General features: G+C 71.7%; 20 protein-coding genes. 8 read left to right on the top strand and 12 right to left on the bottom strand.

Annotated features, from left to right (window positions below; all coding sequences use genetic code 11):
* Positions 1-413: 413 nt before the first annotated feature.
* Positions 414-692: a hypothetical protein gene (locus ACF07B_RS25765; protein ID WP_392180669.1), complete on the bottom strand. Its 279-nt coding sequence runs from the start codon at positions 690-692 to the stop codon at positions 414-416.
* A gap of 214 nt (positions 693-906) precedes the next feature.
* Here ACF07B_RS25765 and lon point away from each other — a divergent pair, with 214 nt between their 5' ends.
* The gene (lon, locus tag ACF07B_RS25770; RefSeq protein ID WP_392180670.1) at positions 907-3,321 is read left to right on the top strand and encodes an endopeptidase La; all 2,415 of its coding nucleotides are present in this window, start codon (positions 907-909) and stop codon (positions 3,319-3,321) included.
* Positions 3,322-3,490: 169 nt separating this feature from the next.
* Here lon and ACF07B_RS25775 read toward each other — a convergent pair whose 3' ends face one another.
* Positions 3,491-4,309, bottom strand: coding sequence for a lysozyme (locus ACF07B_RS25775; RefSeq protein WP_392180671.1), 819 nt, complete (start codon positions 4,307-4,309; stop codon positions 3,491-3,493).
* Positions 4,310-4,627: 318 nt separating this feature from the next.
* On the opposite strand from ACF07B_RS25775, the gene ACF07B_RS25780 reads away from it, so the two are divergent.
* Positions 4,628-5,146, top strand: a complete 519-nt coding sequence (locus ACF07B_RS25780) for a MarR family winged helix-turn-helix transcriptional regulator (RefSeq protein WP_392180672.1) — start codon at positions 4,628-4,630, stop codon at positions 5,144-5,146.
* A 198-nt stretch (positions 5,147-5,344) separates the two neighbouring features.
* On the opposite strand, the gene ACF07B_RS25785 is transcribed toward ACF07B_RS25780, so the two are convergent.
* Positions 5,345-6,133 carry a protein phosphatase 2C domain-containing protein gene (locus tag ACF07B_RS25785; RefSeq protein WP_392180673.1) on the bottom strand — a complete coding sequence of 263 codons (789 nt, stop codon included), beginning with the start codon at positions 6,131-6,133 and terminating at the stop codon, positions 5,345-5,347.
* A 369-nt stretch (positions 6,134-6,502) separates the two neighbouring features.
* On the opposite strand from ACF07B_RS25785, the gene ACF07B_RS25790 reads away from it, so the two are divergent.
* The 5 genes from ACF07B_RS25790 to ACF07B_RS25810 are packed head-to-tail and all read left to right on the top strand — an operon-like array spanning position 6,503 to position 12,475.
* Complete coding sequence (locus tag ACF07B_RS25790) at positions 6,503-9,664, top strand: nitrate- and nitrite sensing domain-containing protein (protein ID WP_392180674.1); 3,162 nt, start codon at positions 6,503-6,505, stop codon at positions 9,662-9,664.
* Entirely contained in the window at positions 9,661-10,161 is a 501-nt protein-coding gene (locus ACF07B_RS25795; RefSeq protein WP_392180675.1) for a roadblock/LC7 domain-containing protein, read from the top strand. Before ACF07B_RS25790 ends, ACF07B_RS25795 begins: the two co-directional genes overlap by 4 nt.
* Positions 10,161-10,571, top strand: a complete 411-nt coding sequence (locus ACF07B_RS25800) for a DUF742 domain-containing protein (protein WP_392180676.1) — start codon at positions 10,161-10,163, stop codon at positions 10,569-10,571. Before ACF07B_RS25795 ends, ACF07B_RS25800 begins: the two co-directional genes overlap by 1 nt.
* Positions 10,552-11,190 (top strand): ATP/GTP-binding protein, encoded by a 639-nt coding sequence (locus tag ACF07B_RS25805; protein WP_392180677.1) that lies wholly within the window; start codon positions 10,552-10,554, stop codon positions 11,188-11,190. Before ACF07B_RS25800 ends, ACF07B_RS25805 begins: the two co-directional genes overlap by 20 nt.
* A gap of 31 nt (positions 11,191-11,221) precedes the next feature.
* A complete protein-coding gene (locus ACF07B_RS25810; RefSeq protein WP_392180678.1) occupies positions 11,222-12,475 on the top strand; it encodes a styrene monooxygenase/indole monooxygenase family protein in 1,254 nt (417 codons plus the stop codon).
* A gap of 69 nt (positions 12,476-12,544) precedes the next feature.
* Here ACF07B_RS25810 and ACF07B_RS25815 read toward each other — a convergent pair whose 3' ends face one another.
* The 5 genes from ACF07B_RS25815 to ACF07B_RS25835 form a co-directional block, all read right to left on the bottom strand.
* Complete coding sequence (locus ACF07B_RS25815) at positions 12,545-12,967, bottom strand: hypothetical protein (protein ID WP_392180679.1); 423 nt, start codon at positions 12,965-12,967, stop codon at positions 12,545-12,547.
* Positions 12,968-13,033: 66 nt separating this feature from the next.
* A complete protein-coding gene (locus ACF07B_RS25820) occupies positions 13,034-14,197 on the bottom strand; it encodes an NlpC/P60 family protein (protein ID WP_392180680.1) in 1,164 nt (387 codons plus the stop codon).
* Between the two features lie 109 nt (positions 14,198-14,306).
* Positions 14,307-14,627, bottom strand: a complete 321-nt coding sequence (locus ACF07B_RS25825; RefSeq protein ID WP_392180681.1) for a hypothetical protein — start codon at positions 14,625-14,627, stop codon at positions 14,307-14,309.
* A gap of 10 nt (positions 14,628-14,637) precedes the next feature.
* Positions 14,638-15,363 (bottom strand): TetR/AcrR family transcriptional regulator, encoded by a 726-nt coding sequence (locus ACF07B_RS25830; RefSeq protein WP_369484492.1) that lies wholly within the window; start codon positions 15,361-15,363, stop codon positions 14,638-14,640.
* Positions 15,364-15,525: 162 nt separating this feature from the next.
* Positions 15,526-16,455 (bottom strand): diiron oxygenase, encoded by a 930-nt coding sequence (locus ACF07B_RS25835; RefSeq protein WP_392180682.1) that lies wholly within the window; start codon positions 16,453-16,455, stop codon positions 15,526-15,528.
* Positions 16,456-16,593: 138 nt separating this feature from the next.
* Here ACF07B_RS25835 and ACF07B_RS25840 point away from each other — a divergent pair, with 138 nt between their 5' ends.
* On the top strand, positions 16,594-17,703 hold the full coding sequence (locus ACF07B_RS25840; RefSeq protein WP_392180683.1) for a ferritin-like domain-containing protein: 1,110 nt from the start codon (positions 16,594-16,596) through the stop codon (positions 17,701-17,703).
* A 140-nt stretch (positions 17,704-17,843) separates the two neighbouring features.
* On the opposite strand, the gene ACF07B_RS25845 is transcribed toward ACF07B_RS25840, so the two are convergent.
* From ACF07B_RS25845 to ACF07B_RS25860, 4 genes are all read right to left on the bottom strand, one after another.
* Positions 17,844-19,301, bottom strand: coding sequence for a penicillin-binding transpeptidase domain-containing protein (locus ACF07B_RS25845; protein WP_392180684.1), 1,458 nt, complete (start codon positions 19,299-19,301; stop codon positions 17,844-17,846).
* Entirely contained in the window at positions 19,298-20,683 is a 1,386-nt protein-coding gene (locus tag ACF07B_RS25850) for an FtsW/RodA/SpoVE family cell cycle protein (protein ID WP_392180685.1), read from the bottom strand. Before ACF07B_RS25850 ends, ACF07B_RS25845 begins: the two co-directional genes overlap by 4 nt.
* 97 nt (positions 20,684-20,780) lie before the next feature.
* Complete coding sequence (locus ACF07B_RS25855) at positions 20,781-21,467, bottom strand: SH3 domain-containing protein (protein WP_392180686.1); 687 nt, start codon at positions 21,465-21,467, stop codon at positions 20,781-20,783.
* A gap of 71 nt (positions 21,468-21,538) precedes the next feature.
* Positions 21,539-22,750 carry an ATP-binding protein gene (locus ACF07B_RS25860; RefSeq protein ID WP_392180784.1) on the bottom strand — a complete coding sequence of 404 codons (1,212 nt, stop codon included), beginning with the start codon at positions 22,748-22,750 and terminating at the stop codon, positions 21,539-21,541.
* Positions 22,751-22,790: the final 40 nt, after the last annotated feature.

The raw sequence follows: 22,790 nt of genomic DNA on the forward strand, positions 1-22,790 counted from the left end.
ACCGAGCTGCGGCTCCGCCGACCGGGCCTCGGTGCCACCGGCCGGGCCCGGAAGCCTCGGGCGCTGCCCCGGCCGAGCCTTGACGCCACCGACCGAGGCTTCACCGGCAAGGCCCTCACCCCTACCGGCTGAGCCCTCACCTTTACCGGTCGGGCCTTCACTCCTGCCGACCGGGCCTTCACCTTTACTGCAAGGCCCTCACCCGCACCGACCGAGTTGCGCCTTCCCCGGCCGGGCCTCCGCGTCCGACGGCCCGGCCTTCACGCTCACCCGCCGGGCGTTTCCGTCCCCCGTCGGCCTTCGCGCGCTCTCCGTCGGGGCGCTCCCCGAGCGGCTCACGGGTCTCTCCGTTCCTCCCCCCTGCGGACAAGAAGGGACCCGTTGAGCCATCGGAGGGGCGGCCGGGCGCCCGGCTAGCGGAGGGGCGCCCCGTTCTGGGTGTCGGACGCGGACTGCCAGGCCTGCGCGCCCGCCAGGGAGGCCTCCTTGGCCTGCCGCCACTTCATGGCCGCCACCTGTGACGGCGGCACGTCCATGGCGCGGATCATGCGCCGGCCCGCGGCGAACACGGCGGCGGCCGCGATGCCCATGCCGGTGCACGCCACCACGACACCGGCCGCGGTGAGGACGGCACCCGCCGTGACGAGCCGGGTGTCGATGTCGATCTTGTTCTGGGCGAGGTGATGGTTCATGACTCCAACCATCCGAGGCCGTCGGCCACCTCGCATCCCGGGCACGGCCCGCGAGGGGTCCCGGGCACGGCCCGCGAGGCCCCGAAGCCCACGTGGCCGGGGCGCCCACGGCGGTTCACAAGCGATCGCTCACAGCGAACGGCCTCCGGGGAACATTGCGGAGCCCCCGTGCATTGAGTCGACATAGCTCAACTTGACTGCCGAAGGGGAGATCATGGCTTCGACGTCCGCATCACTCACTCTGCCCGTGCTGCCGCTCGACGACGAGGTAGTGCTGCCCGGAATGGTGGTTCCGCTGGATCTGAACGACCCCGATGTGCGGGCCGCGGTGGAGGCCGCTCAGGCCGCCGCCCGTTCAACGCCCGGAAAGCCTCAGGTACTCCTGGTGCCGCGTATCGACGGGACCTACGCGAGCACCGGTGTGCTCGGCACGGTCGAGCAGGTCGGCCGGCTGGCCGACGGCGACCCGGGCGCGCTGATCCGAGGCCGCGGGCGCGTGAAGGTGGGCGCGGGGACCACGGGCCCCGGTGCGGCCCTGTGGGTCGAGGGCACCCGGGTCGAGGAGACCGTGCCCGACCCGCTGCCCGGCCGGGTCGCGGACCTGGTGAAGGAGTACAAGGCCCTGGCCACGAGCTGGCTGCGCAGGCGCGCCGCCTGGCAGGTCGTGGACCGGGTGCAGCAGATCGACGACGTTTCCGCCCTTGCCGACAATTCCGGTTACTCACCGTTCCTTTCCGTCGAGCAGAAGGTCGAGCTGCTGGAGACCGCCGACCCGGTGGCCCGGCTCAAGCTCGCCACCGAACAGCTCCGCGAGCACCTCGCCGAGCAGGATGTCGCCGAGTCCATCGCCAAGGACGTCCAGGAGGGCGTCGACAAGCAGCAGCGCGAGTTCCTGCTGCGGCGCCAGCTGGAAGCCGTACGCAAGGAGCTGCGCGACCTCAAGGGAGAGGACGGCGAGGACGAGTCCGACGACTACCGCGCCCGGGTCGAGGCCGCCGACCTTCCCGAGAGCGTCCGCGAGGCCGCCCTCAAGGAGGTCGAGAAGCTGGAGCGGTCCAGTGACCAGTCGCCCGAGGGAAGCTGGATCCGGACCTGGCTCGACACCGTCCTGGAGCTGCCGTGGAACGAACGGACCGAGGACGCGTACGACATCAGGGGCGCCCAGGCCGTGCTCGACGCCGAGCACGCAGGTCTGGAGGACGTGAAGGAGCGCATCACCGAGTACCTCGCCGTGCGCAAGCGGCGCTCCGAGCGGGGTCTCGGAATCGTCGGAGGCCGGCGCGGCGGTGCCGTGCTCGCGCTCGTCGGGCCGCCTGGGGTCGGCAAGACCTCGCTCGGCGAGTCCGTCGCGCACGCCATGGGCCGCAAGTTCGTCCGCGTCGCCCTCGGTGGCGTCCGGGACGAGGCCGAGATCCGCGGACACCGCCGTACGTACGTCGGCGCGCTGCCCGGCCGGATCGTCCGCGCCATCAAGGAGGCCGGGTCGATGAACCCGGTGGTCCTGCTCGACGAGATCGACAAGGTCGGCTCCGACTTCCGGGGCGACCCGGCGGCGGCGCTGCTCGAAGTCCTCGACCCGGCGCAGAACCACACCTTCCGCGACCACTACCTGGAGGTCGAACTCGACCTCTCCGACGTCGTGTTCCTCGCCACGGCCAACGTCCTGGAAGCCATCCCGGAGGCCCTGCTCGACCGTATGGAGCTGGTCCGCCTCGACGGCTACACCGAGGACGAGAAGGTCGTCATCGCCCGGGACCACCTGCTGCCGCGCCAACTGGAGCGGGCGGGCCTGGAGAAGGACGAGGTCGTCCTCGACGAGAGCGCGCTGCGCAAGTTCGCGGGGGAGTACACCCGGGAAGCGGGCGTGCGGAACCTGGAGCGGGGCATCGCCCGGCTGCTGCGCAAGGTCGCGGCCCAGCACGAACTGGGGCGCAGGGAACTGCCGTTCACGGTGACCGAGGCCGAGCTGCGCGATCTGATCGGGCGTCCGCACCACGTGCCCGAGTCGGCGCAGGACCCGGCCGAACGCCGTACGGCGGTGCCCGGCGTCGCCACGGGTCTCGCGGTCACCGGCGCGGGCGGTGACGTCCTCTATGTGGAGGCGTCCCTGGCCGACCCGGAGACGGGCGCGGCCGGACTGACCCTCACCGGCCAGCTCGGAGACGTGATGAAGGAGTCGGCGCAGATCGCGCTCTCCTTCCTGCGCTCGCACGGCGCGGAGCTCGAACTCCCCGTCGGCGACCTGAAGGACCGGGGCGCGCACATCCACTTCCCGGCGGGCGCGGTCCCCAAGGACGGCCCGAGCGCGGGCGTCACGATGACGACCGCCCTGGCGTCGCTGCTGTCGGGCCGGCTGGTCCGCACCGATGTGGCCATGACGGGTGAGGTGTCGCTGACCGGCCGTGTCCTGCCGATCGGCGGGGTGAAGCAGAAGCTGCTCGCCGCGCACCGGGCGGGTGTCACGACCGTGATCATCCCCAAGCGCAACGAGGCCGATCTGGACGACGTCCCGGCCGAGGTCCTGGAGAAGCTCGACGTCCACACCGTCACGGACGTCCGCCAGGTCCTGGAGCTGGCACTGGCGCCGGCGACGAACGGCGCGGTGTCGGAGGTTCCGGTAGCGGCGTGACGGACGGTGCCGGAAGGGAAGGCCCGGGTCCCGTGAGGGAGGCCCGGGCCTTCGCCGTGCCGCGCGTCGGGCGCTTCGCCGTACGTCAGACGCCCTGCTGTTCGTCAGGTGCTCTGCTGTACGTCAGGTGTCCTGCTGTACGGCGGCCGTCCTGCTGTGCGCAGGTGTGTCAGCCCTTGGCCAGTGCCTGGACCCGGTCGAGCGCACCGTTGAACTTGTCGTGGTCCCCGACCGTCGGTCCTGACGACGTGTACTGCCACATCGTGTAGAAGCCCCAGCCCGCCGGGAGCGTCCCCGGATCGGAGGCGTAGCGCGCGATCCACAGCGGGCTGGCGGAGGCGAAGCCGCCGTAGTTGCCGGTGCACTGGGTCCACCAGCTCGCGGCCGTGTAGATCACCGCGTCACGGCCGGTCCTGGCCTTGTACTGGGTGAGGAAGCTGCTGATCCAGCTGACCATCGCGCTCTGCGTCTTGCCGTAACAGGCGGCCCCGTACGGGTTCCACTCGATGTCGAGGGTGCCGGGCATCGTCTTGCCGTCGCCCGACCAGCCGCCGCCGTGGTCGACGAAGTAGTTGGCCTGGGTGGCGCCGGTCGTGGTGTCCGGGGTCGCGAAGTGGTACGACCCGCGGATCATGCCGATGTTGTACGCGCCGTTGTACTGCTGGGCGAAGTACGGGTTCGTGTAGTACGTCCCCTCGCTCGCCTTGGTGTAGGCCCACCTGACCCCGCTGTTCCACAGCGTCGACCAGGCGACGTTGCCCTGGTAGCCGGCGACGTCCACCCCTTCCGTCTGGGTGGCGTCACCGGTGGACGGCGTACCGTCCTGACCGTCATGGGCGATGACCCCCATGCCCAGCCTGGCGGAGCCCCGGGCGGGGGTGTCGGCGGCGGAGGAAGGGAGGGTGGAGAGGAGGGAGAAGGCGGCGAGCAGGGTTCCTGCCGCGAGCAGTCGCAGGCGGCGGGCCGTTCCGGATCTGTGCACGGACATGTGCGTGCCTCCGAAGGGCGAGGGAGCTCCGGAGCCCGGGGGAGCTCGGGGGAGCCCAGGGGGAGCTCGGGGGAGCTCGGTGGGGGGAAAAGCGGGGGCATGCGTGCCCCGGGGGGATCAGGTCGACCTTGACCTGGGAGTGGCGTGCGCATGCCAGTAAAGGTGTCTGATAAAGAAGCTACGCACGTAGACGACGGCGTGGGAAGAGGGGCCGGGGGCTGCCGTTGGTCTACGCCTGCGAAATACTGGCGGAGCTGCGGCAACGGCGAGTTCTGGCAGAAACTTTCAGGATCGGGAAACCGGGTCAGGGGTGCTGACGTGCACGAGGGCGGAAACGACGCCGGACGTCCGGTCGAATCCGGCGTGTCGGGAAATGGTATGGACCGGCCCGTGCCGTCCGGCGGTGTGGAGCGCGAATTCCTTTCCCTGGAACGCGAGTTGACCGTGTTCCTGCGACGCGCTCGCGCCAACCAGGGGGAGATGGCCCGCGAGGTCCATCCGGACCTGGAGTCCGCCGCGTACGGGCTCCTCGTCCGTCTGGAGGAGTGCGGCCGCCAGCGGGCCACGGAACTCGCCGCCTACATCGGCGTCGGCAAGGCCACGATGTCCCGGCAGCTGCGCGCCCTGGAGGAGTTGGGCCTGGTCGCGCGCGAACCCGACCCCGCCGACGGCCGCGCCTGGCTCGTCCACCTCACGGATGAGGGCCGCGGACGGGTCTCCAGCGTCCGCGAGGCCCGCAGGGCCCGCTATGTCCGCCAACTCGCCCACTGGGACCAGAACGAGGTCGCGGAACTCGCCCGCCTGCTGAACCAGCTGAACCGCGGCATGGAGAAGTAGCCCCACCCGGCCGGCCCCACGCCTCCCGGCAGCCTCCCCCGCACGGTTCCGCGAACGGCACGACGCGCGACGCCGTTCACGGTCCCCGCGTCGCTCAGGGTCCCCGCGCAGCCCGCTCACCGTCCCCGCGCAGCCCGTTCACCGTCCCCGCGCGGCGCCCCTCACGGTTCCCTCGCGCGGTTCGACGCGCGGCCCTGTTCACAGGTCCACGAACACCACCGTCGCGTCGTCGTGCGCCTTGCCCCGCCGGGACCCCGGCCGCTCCGCGGCGTCCGAGCGTTCCAGACGCCGTACGCGGTCGACGAGCGAGGACGGGCCCTCTTCGCGCACGAGCGCGAACAACTCGGCCCAGTCGCCCGCGTGGAACCGCTCCACCCACCGGGCGGCGCCGTCCGTGAGAGCCGTCAGGGCGCGGACCGAGGACCGGGGAAGCGCGCCCGTCACCGCCCGCGAGGCGACCGAGGGGTCGGCGGCGGCCGTGAAGAAACCGCCCTCCTTGTTCCGGACGGTGGAGTCGGCGACGGCGTCCGAGACGAGGGCCGTGCGCGGCAGCCGGGAGAGACGGTCGTCCAGCAGGGCGGTGACCTCGCCGGAGGGCGATTCCACCAGCAGGGCCGAGTCCGAGAGGATCAGGTACTCGACCCGCGACGCGGACCACCGCGCGAGGACCACGGTTGCCTGGGGCGTGCGCGGGTGAGAAAGGTCACAGGTGCCGGCGTGTGCGTCGGCGACGCGGCGAATCGCCCGCGCCAGGACCTCCCGCAGCGGCAAATCCCCCTGCGAAACGGACAGTTCGGTCAGTGCGCCGCCGAGCCGCGCGGAGAACCAGGGGACCGAATGCAGGCAGCCGTCACCACCCCGGGGCGGCGTCACCCCGTCGAGCACGACCAGTGAACCGCCCTGTCCTGAAGCGGGAAGCCCGACCGATGCGAAGTCCTCATTGGGGTGGTCCGGGTCTCCGGGCTCCGACACGAGTTCAGTGCGCATTCCGCCAGTCTGCACGAGCCCTTCACAAGGGCACCGGACGGACGCCGGGCAACGCCCGACGTGCGGTTCAGCGGCGCGGGCGCCGGGTTTGGGATGGAATGATCGACTCCGGCAAAACGTGGCGGCGCATACTGCCAAAGCCCGTCCCGGACGTCCAACCGGCCCGCCGCGCGGGCCCGTCGCGGGCGCCGGGGAGACTTGCCCGCCAACTCCCCTCCGATGTTCACTCCTTCGGGTGGCGGGTCAGATGATGCGGGACCACTGCCCACCGGCACTGGGAGGGTCGGGAGCCGTACCGGGCGTACGCCGCGATTGACGGGACGTCACCCGGGCCCCAAATGGGTACACGAGTCAGGAATGCGAGCACCGGTGCAGAAGACGCGGCCGAGGCGCACAGGCAAGAAGACGGCCTCCAACTCCACAGAGGGTGGCGCCGTCGGCGACGCCACCGGCTCCACGGGCCGGGGCAGGACCGCCCATGTACGCAACCGGCTGATCGTGGCCGTGGCGGTCGTCGCGGCCGCCATCGCCGGAGCCGGCGCGCCCATGGTGCTGTCGGCCTCACAGCAACTGAACGATTCGCAGAATCTGGTGACGCTCGCCCAGCGCACCCAGCAGGCGCTGACCCTCGCGCACGCGCTGGCCGACGAGCGCGACGAGGTCACCTCCTACGTCGCCGCCGGCAGGCCCAAGGCCAAGGCGCCCTCCGAGCAGCGCAGCGCCCTGGTCGACCGGCAGGTCGACGAGCTGCGCGCGGACGCGGACGCCCCCGCCGCGCTGCTCGAGGACCTCGACGGCATCGGGGCGCTCAGGCGAGCCACGCTCACCGGGAAGAGCTCCGCGCTGGAGGCGCACCAGGCGTACTCCGGCGCCATCGCCGAACTCCACGCCCTCGCCGAGGACCTGGCCGACCGGATGCCGCCGCGCGCGGGCGCCGGCTCGCACGCCCTCGCCGAGCTGGACACCGCCGTCCAGCAGTCCGCCGCGGCCCGCGGACTCCTCCTGGCGGCCCTCGGCATCCCGCACACCACCCAGAGCGTCTACAACCCGGTCACGGGTCTGACGACCACCACGAACACCTCGTCGGCCGCCGACGCCAAGCAGCGCGACGCGCTGAGCGCCGCCGCCCAGCAGGCGCGCCTCCGCTCCGACGCGGCCATCGCGGACTTCCGCGAGACCGCGCCCAAGCAGGCCGTGACGTCGTACGACTCCACGGTCACCGGCCCCGACGTCGGCTCCGCGGACAAGTACCTGGCCAACCTCACCGGACAGCCGAAGCTCTCGGACTCCGCGCTCGGCACCGGCGTCAAGAAGCTCGACGCCGCCCTGTCCGCCCGGATCGACCTGATGCGCGGTGCCGAGGCCTCCCTCAACGACCACCGCACCAAGAACCTCGAGGTGCTGCGGGACGACGACGTCACCGCGCTGGAGCTCCGCGTCACCCTGCTCGGCGTCCTGATGCTGGTCGCGGCCGGCATGACGATGGCCATGGCCCGCTCCCTGACCAGGCCGCTCGCCGTCCTGCGCCTCGGCTCGGCCCGGCTCGCCGCCGACCCGGCCTCCGGGGAACCGGTCAAGTTCACCGGCCGCAACGACGAGTTCGCCCAGGTCGTCCGCTCCGTCAACGCCCTGCACGCGCACGCCGCCGGTCTGCACGAGCGGATCGCCACCCTCGAAGGCGACCGCAAGCACCTCGTCGGCCAGCGCCAGCAGATGGCCGACGAGCGCGACCGGCTGCGCTCCGACCTCGCCGAGGCGGCGGCCAACCTGGAGCAGGTGCGCGGCACCATCCACAGCACCTTCGTGAACCTCGCGCTGCGCACCCTCGGCCTCGTCGAGCGCCAGCTCGGCGTGATCGAGGGCCTGGAGGAGCGCGAGCAGGACCCGGACCGCCTCTCCACGCTCTTCAAGCTCGACCACTTCGCCACCGTCATGCGGCGCCACAGCGAGAACCTCCTCGTTCTCGCGGGCGCCGAGCACGTCCAGCACCACGCGGGTCCGGTCCCGCTCGTCGACGTCGCCCGGGCCTCGGTCAGCGAGATCGAACGGTACGAACGGGTGCGGATCGCCGCGCTGCCCCCGCACGCGCACATCGCCGGGTTCGCCGCCGACGACATCAGCCACCTGGTGGCCGAACTCCTGGAGAACGCCACCTCGTTCTCGCCGCCCGACGTGCCCGTCGAGGTCTCCGGCTGGCTGCTGGAGAGCGGTGACGTGATGCTCTCCGTGCAGGACGAGGGCATCGGCATGACCGACGACCGGATGAGGCACCTCAACGCCCGCCTCTCCGACTTCGACCCGGAGGACACGTACGACCAGGAGAGCGGCGAGGGACTCGGGCTCGGCCTGTACGTCGTGGCCCGGCTCGCCCACCGGCACGGTGTACGGGTGAAGCTGCGCGAGCAGAAGCAGGGCGGGGTGGCCGCCGTGGTCGTCCTCCCGAAGGCGCTGCTCGCGGCCGCCGCCTCGTCCACCGTCCCCGCCTCCGTCCGGCTCGCCGGGGGAGCCCCCGCGGTGACCCTGCCCGGCGCGGACGCCGAGGCCAACTCCAACGTGCTGCGCGGCCGTTCGATCCTGCGCGCCTCGGTCGCGGCCTCGTCCGCCGCCGAGGACCCGCTGATCGCGGCGGCCGAGGCGGCCGTCGAGGAGTCCGCCACCGAACCGGAGACGGTGCCCGAGCGGACGCCGGCCCCCGAGTCCGGGCCGGACCCGCGGGCCGCGGTCATCCCGGCGCCCCGTGAGCCCGAGCCGGAGCGCATCTCCGAGACGACGATGGAGCTGCTGCTTCCGGAGCTCGCCGCGCAGGCCCCCGCACCGGGCGCCGCCCGGGAACCGGCCGGCACGACGGCGACGGCCGACGCACCCGGCCCCGGATCCCCCGAGCCGGCCGAGGCCCCCGCCGGAAACACGACGACGGCCCACACGGACGCGACGGCCCCCGGTCTCACGGAGACCGCCTCCGGCACGGCCGCGACGGCCCCCGGTGTCACGGAGACCGCTTCCGGCACGGCTGGAACGGCCGCCGGTGTCACGGAGACCGCTTCCCACCCGGGGGAACCGGCCGCGGAGCGTGCTCCGGCGGTGGACGTCCCCGAGGGAACGGCCGCCGAGGCACCCGTAGGGTCCGCCGCCGACGGCCCGGCCGCGGGTACGGCAGCCGCCGACCCGTACGCCATCGGCCCCGACGACCACGAGCGTGTTCCCGACGAACACCCCAGGGTCACCGACAAGGGCCTGCCCAAGCGCACACCGAAGATCTCCGCCCCCGAGGCCGCCCCGCGGCCCCGCGCGGGCGGCGTGGACGCCGAGGCACTGCGCCGCAGGCTCGGCGGGTTCCACCGGGGCGCGATCGAAGGCCGACGCGATGTGGAGGCCGAGATCGCGGACCGGACGGCGGAGACCCCCACGCCCGAAGGACAGACGCCGCCGGCCCCCGCGCACGCGCCCGCAGGACCCGCGTCCACCGCGCACCGGAGCGACGCACAGGACGTAGAAGCATCGGGGGGCACAGTCGAGGAGGCAAGCAGTTGACCGCCACCAGTACCTTCGGCCTGAGCAGCGAAGCACGTAATCTGCACTGGCTGCTGACCAATCTCGTCGAGGAGGTGCCCGGCCTCCAGTCGGTCGCGGTCGTCTCCTCCGACGGCCTGCTCCTGCTCTCCTCCGACCCCGGCCGCAACGCCGAGGCGAGGACGGCCGAAAGCACCAGGCCGACCGGCCCCAAGGGCTCCGCCGCCGACCTCGCCACCATCGTCTCCGGCATCGGCAGCCTCACCCTCGGCGCCGCCAAGCTGATGGACAGCGGCGGCGTCAAGCAGACCATGGTCGCGATGGACGAGGGCAGCCTCTTCGTCATGGCGATCAGCGACGGCTCGCTGCTCGGAGTGCACGGCGCCGCGGACTGCGACATGAGCGTCGTGGCGTACCACATGGCGCTCTTCGTCGGCCGGGCCGGACACGTCCTGACCCCCGAGCTGCGCATCGAGCTCCGGAAATCCCTTGAGGCCGACGCTCCCGGGAGTGCCTGATGACCGCGTCGAACGTCGTCAAGAAGCTCCCGGTCCGCGGCGGCGACCGCAAGCCCGCCCGCGTACGCCCCTATTCGCTCACCGGCGGACGTACCCGCTTCGGCCACGTCCTGCTGGTGGAGACGTTCGTGGCCGCGCTGGACGCCCCGGAGGTGCGCAAGGAGCTGACCAACGGCTCGCTGACCGCCCGGGTCATGCCCGAGATGCGGGCCATCGTCGAGCTCTGCCGCCGCATGCGTACGGTGGCCGAGATCGCCGCCCTCCTCAGGATGCCGCTCGGAGTGGTCCGGGTGCTCCTGAGCGACCTGGCGGACCAGGGAAAGATCCGCGTGTACGGAACAGGTCACGGCCCGGGACAGCCGGACCGCGCTCTGCTGGAAAGGGTGCTGAGTGGACTCCGCCGTCTCTGACGCCGAACCTGGCGTCGCCCCCCTCCTCGACGACGAGGAGAACCTGAAGACCTGGCAGACGGACCGCACGCGCGCGCCGATCGCCACGAAGATCGTGGTGGCCGGCGGCTTCGGCGTCGGCAAGACCACCCTCGTCACCTCCGTCTCGGAGATCACGCCTCTCCAGACGGAGGCGCTGATGACGCAGGCCAGCGAGGAGACCGACGACCTCACGGGTACGCCGGACAAGCTGACCACCACCGTGGCCATGGACTTCGGGCGCATCACGCTCGACGACGACCTGGTGCTCTACCTCTTCGGTACGCCGGGCCAGCAGCGGTTCTGGTTCATGTGGGACGACCTGGTGCGCGGTGCGATCGGCGCGGTGGTCCTCGCCGACACCCGCCGCCTCTCGGACTGCTTCCCGGCGCTCGACTACTTCGAGAGCTGCGGACTGCCGTACGTCGTCGCCGTCAACCACTTCGACGGCAGTGACGTGTTCGAGCCGGACGACGTGCGCGAGGCCCTCACGGTTCCTCCGCACATACCTGTCATGATCATGGACGCGCGTCGCCGGATCTCGGTCGTCGAGAGCCTGCTCGCGCTCGTCGGCCACGCGCTCGAAGTCAGCCCCGAATAGGGACGCCCAAGTCCTAGGAGAAGCAACTCGCATGCGGAAGATACTCGTCGTGGGAGCCGGCCAGTCCGGACTCCAACTCGCCCTCGGACTCCAGTCGCACGGGTACGAGGTCACTCTGATGTCGAACCGGACGGCGGACGAGATCCGTTCCGGCCGGGTCATGTCGACGCAGTGCATGTTCGACACGGCGCTCCAGCACGAGCGCGATCTCCAGCTGAACTTCTGGGAGTCCCAGGCCCCGAAGATCGAGGGCCTCGGGGTCTCCGTCGCGGTCCCCGGCTCCTTCGACCCGGGCCCCTCGCAGCGTGCCATCGACTGGGTCGGCAAGCTCGACGGCTACGCGCAGTCGGTCGACCAGCGGGTCAAGATGGCCGGCTGGATGGAGACGTTCGCGCAGCGCGGCGGCCAACTGGTCATCCACGGTGCCGCGGTCTCGGACCTCGACTACTTCTCCCGTGCCTACGACCTGGTGCTCGTCTCGGCGGGCAAGGGCGAACTCGTCTCCATGTTCGGCCGTGACGCCGCCCGCTCCCCGTACACCGAGCCGCAGCGCGCCCTCGCGGTGTCCTACGTGCACGGCCTGGGCCCGCGCCCGGAGCACCCGGACTACGACGCGGTCCGCTGCAACCTGGTCCCCGGTGTCGGTGAGCTCTTCATCATGCCGACGCTCACCACCTCGGGACGCGCCGACATCCTCTTCTGGGAGGGCATCCCCGGCGGTCCGCTCGACGTCTTCAACGGCGTCAAGGACCCCGCCGAGCACCTCTCCCTGACCCTGGAACTCATGGAGCGGTTCACGCCCTGGGAGTACGCGCGCGCCACGAACGTCGAACTCACCGACGCGGGTGGCACGTTGTCCGGACGGTACGCACCCACCGTCCGCAACCCGATCGGCCGGCTGCCCGGCGGCGGACTGGTCCTCGGCGTCGCCGACGTCGTCGTGGCCAACGACCCGATCACGGGCCAGGGTTCCAATTCGGCGTCCAAGTGCGCCGCCGCCTACCTCGCCTCGATCGTCGAGCAGGGCGACAAGCCCTTCGACGAGGAGTGGATGCAGGCGACGTTCGACCGCTACTGGGACACCGCGCAGCACGTCACCAAGTGGACCAACGCGATGCTGGGCGTCCCGCCGGAGCACGTGCTCAACCTGATCGGCGCCGCGGGCCAACTCCCGCCCGTCGCCGACCGGTTCGCCAACGGCTTCAACAACCCGGCCGACTTCGAGAACTTCTTCTTCGACCCCGAGAAGACATCCGCCTACCTGGCGTCGGTCACCGGGGCCTGACGGTTCACGGTCCGCCGCCCGGCCTCACCCCTGGCCGGGCGGCGACGCACCACTTGACCCGACGGGGCACTATTCGCAGCCGGGCGGGTTCTTCCCGGCCGGTACGAATTGCAGTGTGGGCATCCCGGCCGCGTCGAAGTTCGCGGTGTCCGGGCCGATCAGGGTCATATAGCCGGCGAGCGTCTGGCTGTACTGCGAGGGCCGCTTCCCCCGGACCTGCTCGACGCCGGGGAAGACCGTGTCGAGGACCCACCAACGGCCGCCGAACTTCACCCACTTGATCCCGCAGTGCGTGTAGATGTCGTACGCGTACGGCTTGTGCTGGACGGGCTTCGCCGGGCCTTCGTTCCAGCGGCCTCCTTCGGCGGTGCGGGCGGGCAGGGTGGGGCCGCGGTACCCCTCGGAGGCCGGGGTGTCGGTCAGGGACGAGCAGCCGGTGAGCATCAGCCCGGCGCTCAGGAGCAGGACGGCGGCTCGGCGCGATGTCTTCATGCTCCCAGGACGCCCGGGGTTCGCCTTCCGTTCGGTCCCGGCAGGATCCGGCGCACGCGGCCGGCGCTACCTCGTCGCGGTCGCGGTCACCGGGGCGGCCGAGGCGTAGCCCTCGTCGGATCCCTCCGTGGCGCCCTCGGGAAGCTCCGGCGGCGTGTAGTGCCGCAAGGGCTCTCCGTCCGGGTCCGGGCGTACGGCACCCAGCAGCGGGTTGGCCGCGATGGGGGACACCTTGATTTTCGCCCCCGGTCGCGGGGCCTGCACCACCATCCCCTCGCCGAGGTAGAGGGCGACGTGCGTGGCCTCGGGGAAGTAGATCACCAGGTCGCCGGGGCGCAGCTTGTCCAGCGGGATGCGCGGAAGCTCGGCCCACTGCTCCTGGCTGGTGCGCGGGACGGGCCGGCCCGCCCGCTCCCAGGCCTGTGAGGTCAGCCCCGAGCAGTCGAAGGCCTTCGGCCCCTCCGCACCCCACTCGTACGGCTTCCCGATCTGCTCGACGGCGTAGCGCAACGCCTCCTCGCCCTCCCGCGTGGGCGGCCGCACGCTGCTGAGGGCGCCGGACGCCATGATCTTCTTCTGGGCCGTGGCCGTTCCCGACTCCTCCACCCGGTCCAGTTCGGCGATCTGTTCCGCGGTCAGCGAGGCGAGCAATCGCTGTACGTCGTCGAGACGCTCGCGCACCTCGTCCCGCTCCTTCCGCTGCCGTGCGGCGAGGGAGAGCTGGCCGTCCAGTGCCTTGCGGGCCGCACGCGCGAGCCCGTCGGCCCGCTTCTCGCCGCCCGCGACCTGCCGCACGGTGTGGGCCCGCTCCAGCGACAACTGCCCGATCAGGTGGCCCTGGTCGAGGGCGTGCTGCGGATCCCGGGCGAGCAGCAGCCGTACGTACGTGGAGATCTCGTCCCCGCTCTGGTACTGCTGCCGGGCCAGCCGTCCGGCGGCGACCCGGCTGTCCTCCAGCGACAGGCGGGCCCTGGCGAGGCGGGCGTCGAGCCCGGCGACCTCCGCGCGCTGCTTCTTCAGCTTCTCGGCGGTCCCGTTGTACTTCTCGGTGGCGCGTTCGGCGTCCCGGTAGAGCCGCTGAAGATCCGTCAGCAGTGAGGCGACGGACCGCTGGGCGTCGGTGCCGGAGGCCGGACCGGGCTCGGGGGCGGCCACCGCGGGCGTGGAGGGGAGGAGTGCCCCGAGCGCCACCGCCCCCGTACAGACCAGTCGCAGAAGCCTTCCTGACATGCCGTCACCTCCGGTGCCGGGGCGGCCGGTCCGCCACCCCTTTCGCACCGGCAGGATCGGGCCGCCGCGTCCCGGGCGCACGCCGGGGGAGCGCTTCGGCCCAAGAAGGTCACTCGTCGGCGTTGCCGCCCGGCGTGGCGCCGCCGCTGCCCCCGCCCTTGTGTGCGCCCGGGGACCAGGGCAGTTTGAACCGGCGTCCCGACGCGTCGCCCTCGGGGGCGTACTCGTACTTCCATCCCTTATGCAGACCGAGCCGCTTGCTGGTGGCCGCCTGGACGCGCCGGTAGACCAGCACGGTGGACGTGCCGCCGGCCGGGTCGGGCACCGGGATCCGGTACGTCTTCGGCGGGTGGCCGGTGATCCCGAGCAGGACCGGCAGGACGCGCCCGTCCAGCGGGCCGCCGACAAAGGGGGTGTCTTCGCTCTTCACCGGACCAGTGTCACAGCAGGTGGCCCGCATGCTCGACAACGGGCAGCACCCGCCGGACCAGCGCCCCCGCGATGCCGTCGCGTCGCTCCATCGCGAGCGAGGCCCGGACCACCGCGGCGGTCTGCGCATCGCTCCCGGCGCTCGCCGTGAGAGCCGCCGTGAACTGCTCGACGAGCCAGTCCCGCAGCTCGTCCAGCGGCGGTTCCTTGTCCTCGTCGAGCCAGATCAGCGAGGCGGCCTCCACGGCCGTGATCCACATCCGTACGGTCATCCGCAGCCGGGGCCCGGGATCCTTCACCGACAGATGGTCGAGGATGTGCTCCGCCGCGGCCCTGCGGACGCCGTCGACTATGGCCGTGGTCCGCGAGGTCTCGATGACGCTGCCGCCCTGGAGCAGGGCGCTGAATCCGGCGTCGTGCTGGTCCACGAACGCGAGGTACCGGTCGAGGGCCCGGGAGAGCCGCTCGGTCAGCGGCCCCTCCGGGGGTTCCGCGAAGCACTGCTCAAGCTCCTCGGCGGCGGACCGCAGGGCGGCCTCGTACAACTGCTGCTTGCCGCCGGGGAAATACCGGTACACGAGCGGTCGCGACACCCCGGCCGCCTCCGCCACGTCGTCCAGCGAGACCTCCTCGGGCACCCGCTGGGCGAACAGGGACAGCGCGGCTTCGAGCAACTGACTGCGCCGCTCCTCGACACTGAGCCGGCGGTAAGCGGGGGTGGAAGCCTGCGAGGTCATGTCGGGCAGCGTAACCGCCCGTCCGCGCACCCTCGCGTACAGCGGGGAAGAGCGGACGGGGAGGCCCGTCCGGGCCCCGGGCCCGGTACCGCCCGCCCCCGCCGGACGACGCGAGCGTCACCCCGCGGCCCCGGGCGGGTGCGGGGCCGCCCGGGAGTCACGTCAGGCCAGCAGCCCCGACGACTTCCACAGCCGCCGCCCCGCCCCCCGCAGCACCCCGATGTCGTCCAGGAAGTCCGTCAGCTTCCTGGCCCCGGTCTGCATCACGTCCCGCCGGTGCCCGCTGGCCTTCACCTGGGCCAGGGCCTCGCGCCTGTCGAGCCCGATGTTCGTGTAGACCTCGGGGTTGACGAAGGCCACCGAGAACACGCGGGCGAACTCGCCCGAGGTGAGCCGGGTGAACTCCTGCGACCACCGCGGCGCGGTGAGCATCTGCCGCCGCAACTCCTCTCGGGCGTACCGGACATGGCGCGCCTCCTCCACAACGTGGATCCGCGTGACCCCCCGGACGAGGGTCTGCACCCGCTCGTCCGGGAACGTCAGCCGCTGCATCCAGTCGAGGATCTCCTCGCCGAGCAGTGTCGCCGTGAAGGACCCCGGAGTGGTCGAGATGGTCTTGAACAGCCGTCCCAGATTCTGATGCGCCCGGCTCACCGGGTAGTACGGCGTGCCCCCGCGCGTGATCAGCCGCGCGAACATCTTCGAGTGCCGGCACTCGTCCTCGATCTCGGTCAGCGCGTACCGCACGTGCGCGCTCGTCGCCGCCTTGTCGTAGATGTGCCGCACCAGCAGCTGCATCAGGATGATCTCGAACCAGATGCCCAGCGAGGCCAGCGCGGCCGCCTCGTGCCGGGACAGCGCGATCCGCTGCTCCTCGCTCATCCGCCGCCACAGCGGGGTGTCGTACAGGGACACCAGCTCGGGTGGCCAGAACCACTTGCCCTCCTCGAAGGGCGCGTCCCAGTCGAGCTCCTTGTCGGGGTCGAAGGAGTGCTTCGCGGCGGAGTCGAGAAGGCGCTCGGCCACCTGCTCCCGGTCCTTGAGCAGACCGAGCGCGTCACGGAGCACATCGGCTTCGGGCACCGTCGTCATGGCTGTTTCCACCTCGTCGTACGGGATCTCTATGGGTTACCGGCGGTCACCACTTATGAGACTGCCTGTCAGCAAGCTCGTCAATCCCTCGTGCCGGACTTGTTGACGACGCGTCTACTCCGTGTGAGCCTGCGAAGTATGCCGACGCATGAGCTGTACGCCGCGGACTCGGGAGATCCCCACTGGCAGATACCGGCCTCGGGGGCGGCCCGCTTCAGCTGGGAGTATGACGACGGTCGTGACCGGCTGCTCGCCCTGTACCAGAAGAGCAAGGACAAGCAGTGGGACGGTCAGAAACGCATCGACTGGGGTCTGGAGGTCGATCCCCTTGATCCGCTCGGCACGCCCGACGAGGCGATGACCCTGTACGGCACCCCCTACTGGACGAAGATGTCCGACCGGGACAAGGGTGAACTGCGCAAGCACTACACCTCCTGGCAGTTCAGCCAGTTCCTGCACGGCGAACAGGGCGCGATGGTCTGCGCGGCGAGGATCGTCGAATCGGCCCCCGACCTCGACGCCAAGTTCTACTCGGCCACCCAGACCATGGACGAGGCCCGGCACGCGGAGGTCTACGCCCGCTTCCTGCACGAGAAGATCGGGATGCTCTACCCGATCAACGACAACCTCCGGTCCCTCCTCGGCGACACCCTGCGCGACGCGCGCTGGGACATGCCGTACCTGGGCATGCAGGTCCTGATCGAGGGCCTGGCGCTGGCCGCCTTCGGGATGATCAGGGACACCACCGACAAGCCGTTGCCGAAGCAGATCCTGTCCTACGTGATGCAGGACGAGGCCCGCCATGTCGCCTTCGGCCGCATGGCCCTGCGCGACTACTACCGGCAGCTCTCCGACGCCGAACTCCGCGAACGCGAGGAATTCGTGATCGAGGGCTGCTATCTGATGCGGGACAGGCTGCGCGGGGTCGAGGTCCTGGAGAACTTCGGCATCCCGAAGGCGGAGGCCGAGGAGTTCAGCGAGAACTCCGAGTTCCTGCACCTCTTCCGCCAGTTGCTCTTCAGCCGGATCGTCCCGTGCGTCAAGGACATCGGCCTGTGGGGCGAACGCCTCCAGCGCGCCTACGTGGACATGGGCGTCTTCGACATGGGCAACTCCAACCTCGACCTCCTGATGGCACAGGACGAGGAGGTGGCCGAACAACTGGACGCGGAACGGTTCGCGACCGAGGAGCGGGACCGCGTGGCGGAGATCGAGAACGCTATCGACGAGGGGCGCGGGAGCCCGTGATCACGGCCCCGGCGACGCGAACGAGGTCCGCGGGAGCCTGTGATCACGGTCCCGCCGGCGCGAACGGGGGCGCGGGAGCCTGTGATCACGGTCCCGCCGGCGCGAACGGGGTCCGCGGGCCGACGGCGTGCGCCGGCCCCTCATGAGCCCAGCACCGCTTCCATCACCGCCCGGGCGATCGGCCCCGCGAACCCGCCCCCGGTGATGTCCCCCCGGTCCGCCGCGGCGTCCTCCACGACGACCGCGACGGCCACCGCGGGCTCCGTGGAGCCCTCGGCGCGGGCCCAGGAGATGAACCAGGCGTACGGGGTACCGGAGTTGCCGATGCCGTGCTGGGCGGTGCCGGTCTTTCCGCCGACGGTGGCACCGGGAATGGCGGCCACGGTCCCGGTGCCCTCCTCCACCACGTCGGTCATCAGCTCACGCATGCGCCGCGCGGTCGACGCGCTCATCGCCTGATGAAGGACGCGCGGACCGGCCGTGGTGAGCGTCCCGCCGCCGTGCGTGGTCGTGCGCTCCACCAGGTAGGGCGTCTTGACCGAACCGTCGCCCGCGACGGCCGCCGCGATCATCGCCATCTGCAACGGAGTCGCCCGGGTGTCGAACTGACCGATGGAGGAGAGCCCCAACTGCGCCCTGTCGAGCCGCAGATCGAAGTTGCTGGGCGCCACCGAGAAGGGGATGCGCAGCTTGCGGTCGTTGAAGCCGAAGTTCGCCGCCGTCCTCGTCATGCCGTCGAGCCCGACGTCCACACCCAGTTTCGCGAAGACCGTGTTGCAGGACCAGGTGAAGGCGTACCGCAGGGAGGCGTCCTCGCAGCCCTCGATCTCGTTCGTGAGCCGTGTCGTGGTGCCGGGGAGCCGGTAGGGGTTCGGCGACCTGGTGGGCGCGTCGACGTCGTCCACGACACCCGAGTCCAGCGCCGCCGCGGCGGTCAGCACCTTGAACGTCGACCCCGGCGGATACGTCTGCCGGATCGCCCGGTTGAGCATCGGCTTGTCGGGGCGGCCGTTCAGTCCGGCCCACGCCCTGGTGGCGTCCGGCCCGGTCCCGGACAGCCAGGCGGGATCGTACGACGGCGTGGAGACCAGGGCCAGGATCCGCCCGGTCGACGGTTCGATCGCGGCGACCGCGCCCCGGCGGCCGTCGAGCCCCTCGTAGGCGGCCCGCTGCGCCGCCGAGTCGAGGGTGGTGACGACCCTGCCGCCGAGGCCACGGGCCCGGGTGAGGCCGTTGAACAGGGGGAACGGGGTGAGCATCGGGTCGGTGCCGGACAGGACGCCGTCCTCGGTGCCCTCCAGCAGTGTGGTCCCGTAGAGCTGCGAGGCGAAGCCGGTGACGGCCGCGTACAACGGCCCGTCCCGGTAGGTCCGTTCGTAGCGGAATTGCTCGCCGGTGTCCTTGGAGCCGGTGACCGTGCGGCCGTCGACGACGATGTCCCCGCGCGGCTGGCCGTAACGGGCGATCGCCGGACGGCGGTTGGCGGGATTGCGGTCGTACGACGGTGCCTCGACGACCTGGACGCGGGCGGCGTTGACCAGAAGGGCCACGAGCAGCACGGCGCACAGTCCGACGGCCCGGCGGATGTACTTGGTCATGGTGCCGGTGTCCCGTCGTACTGACCGCGGGCGCAGTCACTGATCCGGATCAGCAGGGCCACGATGATCCAGTTGGTGACGACGGAGGAGCCGCCCTGGGCGAGGAACGGCATCGCCATGCCCGTCAGGGGGATCAGGCCGGTCACGCCCGCCGCGATGACGAAGACCTGGAGCGCCACGATCGAGGCGAGGCCGACCGCGAGCAGCCGGCCGAAGGGGTCGCGCAGCGCGAGGCCCGCGCGGTAGCCGCGTTCGACCAGGAGGGCGTAGAGGAGGAAGACCGCGGACAGGCCGATCAGTCCGAGTTCCTCGCCCGCGGTGGCCAGGATGAAGTCGGACTTGACGGCGAAGCCGATGAGGACCGAATGCCCGAGCCCGAGGCCGGTGCCGAGCATGCCGCCGGCGGCGAACGCGAAGAGGGACTGGGCGAGTTGGTTGGGTCCCTGGCCCGCGGCGATCGAGGCGAAGGGGTCCAGCCAGTCCTCCACCCGGCTGTGGACATGCGGTTCGAGGCGGCCGACGGCGAGCGCGCCGACGCAGGCGAGCAGCAGCCCGACCGCGATCCATCCGGTGCGGCCGGTGGCGACGTAGAGCAGGATCACGAACAGGCCGAAGAAGAGCAGCGAGGTTCCGAGGTCGCGCTCCAGGACCAGGACCAGGACGCTGAGCAGCCAGATCGCCACGATCGGGCCCAGTACGCGGCCGGTGGGCAGCTGGAGCCGCCGGAACCGCCAGATCTGGCGGCCGCTGTAGGCGAGCGCGTTGCGGTTGGCGGCGAGGTAGCCGGCGAAGAAGACGGCGAGCAGGACCTTCGCGAACTCGCCCGGCTGGATGGAGAATCCGGCGATCCGGATCCAGATGCGGGCGCCGTTGACCGCCGGGAAGAAGATCGGCAGGACGAGCAGGGCGAGGGCGCCGACCACCGAGACGTAGGTGTAGCGCTGGAGGACACGGTGGTCGCGCAGACAGAGCACGACGACGATGAAGAACGCGACGCCGAGCGTGGACCAGACGAGCTGGATGGGGGCCGCCTGGTCGTCCGGGGTCTCCAGGTCGAGCCGGTAGATCAGCACCAGGCCCAGGCCGTTGAGGAGGACGGCGATGGGCAGCAGCAGCGGATCGGCGTAGGGGGCCCTCAGGCGCACGGCGACATGGGCGAGGAGCGCCAGCACGCCGAGCCCGGCGCCGTAACCGGCGGCGCCGGGCGGAACGGTGCCGTGCTTGGCGAGACCGACGGCGCAGTAGCCGTACACGCAGAGCAGGACGGCCAGGACGATGAGGGCGAGCTCGATGCCACGGCGCCTGGGCAGGCGTTCGGCGGGAGGGGCCGGGTCCGCCGCCACGACCGTTCCGGATGTTCCGGACATTCCGGGCTGGATCATGTCCGGAACGTAGCAAGCGGGCGACGCGAAGTCCCGTTACCCGATGGCCCGTCATGTGATGGCGAACCGGCGGTCGGGTTCGCCGTCGGGCGGGGCGTCAGCACCAGCGGGGGGCCGGGCCGATGTTGTCGATGTAGCGAGCGGCGCCCCAGGCCCAGGTGCCGTCCGTGAGGAGGTACCAGTTCGGGTTGCCGTCGACGGTCTCGCCCGGGGTCTTGCAGAAGATGGAGACGATCTCCCCCTGCCGCGCGACCCGGATCAGCTGGCTGCCGCGTGTCGGGGAGCTGCGCAGGGCCAGCCCGCCCCGCGCGGTGACCCGGCCCTGGTACAGCTGCTGGTTGTTCTGGCTGTTCCCGTTGCCGTTGCCGTTGCCGTTCGCCGGTTCGCGGCCGCCACCGCCCCCGCCGCCGTTGTTCCAGTTCTGGTTGCCGCCACCGCCGTTGTTCCACGTCTGGTTGCCGCCGCCACCCCCGTTGTCCCAGCCGCCACCGCCACCGCCACCGCCGCCTCCGTTGTCCCAGCTCTGGCCGCCCCCGTCGCCGCCGCCGTTGTTCCACGACTGGCCGCCGCCGTCGCCGCCGGTGCCCTGCGTGCCGCCGTCACCGCCTCCGCCGCCCCCGTTGCTCCACTGGTGGCCGCCGGTGCCGTTGCTCCACTGCTGGTTCCCGCCGCTTCCGGAGCCGCCGTCGTCGTCGGCGAGGGCGGGGGTGGCACCGGCGAGCGCGACGAGGCCGCCGGTGGCGAGGGCCATACCGATTCGGGTGTATGTGGACCGTAGGGACATGGAGGGCTCCTCCAGGAAGGGGGTGAAGCTGACTTATCGCCACATTAGGATCGGGAGCCCGGGAGCGCAGTTCACACTCCGCCATCGGGGCCGCCCGGCTCCCGCCCCCCGTCCTGAGGGAGCGTCAGTGTCGCCAGCGCGCCGCCGTCCGGGGCATGGGCGAACTCCAGACGCGCACCCAGGACCTCCGCCTGGCCGAGCGCGATCGTCAGACCCAGCCCGTGGCCCTTGGTGCCGCCCTCGGTGCGGAAGCGTTGCGGGCCGTGCTCCAGGAGGTAGCCGGGGTAACCGTCCCCGTGGTCCCGGACGGTGACGACCGGGCCGTCCAGGGTCAGCACCACCGGCGCCCTGCCGTGCTTGTGGGCGTTCGCCACCAGATTCCCGAGCACCCGTTCCAGCCGCCGCCGGTCGGTTTCCACGCGTACGCCCCGCACCACCCGGACCGCGGTGTCGGTCCCCGACGCGCGCACCACCCGTTCGGCCAGCGGCACCAGCGGTTCGGAGTCCAGCTCCAGGCGCTCGCTGCGGGCGTCCAGCCGGGAGATCTCCAGCAGGTCCTCGGTGAGGGTGCGCAGCGTGGCCACCCGGTCGCGCACCAGCTCCGTCGGCCGCCCCGGCGGGAGCAGTTCGGCCGCCGCGTGCAGCCCGGTCAGCGGAGTACGCAGCTCGTGCGCCACGTCCGCCGTGAACCGCTGCTCGCTCAGCAGCTTGCCCTGCAACGACGAGGCCATCGTGTCGAGCGCGCCGGCGACCGCGGCCACCTCGTCCTGCGGGCGGGACGGATCCTGCGCGCGCGGGTCGTCGACGCGCGCGTCCAGGTCACCCGCGCTGATCCGCCGCGCCACCCGCGCCGTCGCGTGCAGCCGGTGCGTCACCCGGGTCACCGCGAACACTCCCACCAGCAGCGTCACGCCGATCGCCAGGGCCGACGACCACACGATCGCCCGGTCCAGGGCGTCGATGGCGTGCGCGCCCTGGGCGTAGTCGAACCGGACGGCCAGCGCGCGCCCTCCGCCCGCGGGCCCGGCCGCCCACATCGTGGGGTGCGTGTCGTGTTCGCCGACCATCGTGCCCCGCTTCCCGTCCGCCGCCAGCTCCCTCAGCCGCGTCGGCAGCCCGGGAGGCTCCACGCCCGCGTCGGGCGGCAGCCGGTCGCCCGCCTCGTAGGCCGCCGTGACGTCGGAGAGCCGGCCGAGCGCGCGGTCGCGGGCCTCGCCGACGGTCTGGTCGGTCACCGAGACATGCACGAGGGCGCCGAGGAGGGCGACGAGACAGCAGCACATCACCGCGATGAACGCGGCCGCCTTCCAGGTGAGGGTGGCG

Source organism: Streptomyces sp. NPDC015532 (assembly GCF_043078065.1).
GTDB lineage: Bacteria > Actinomycetota > Actinomycetes > Streptomycetales > Streptomycetaceae > Streptomyces.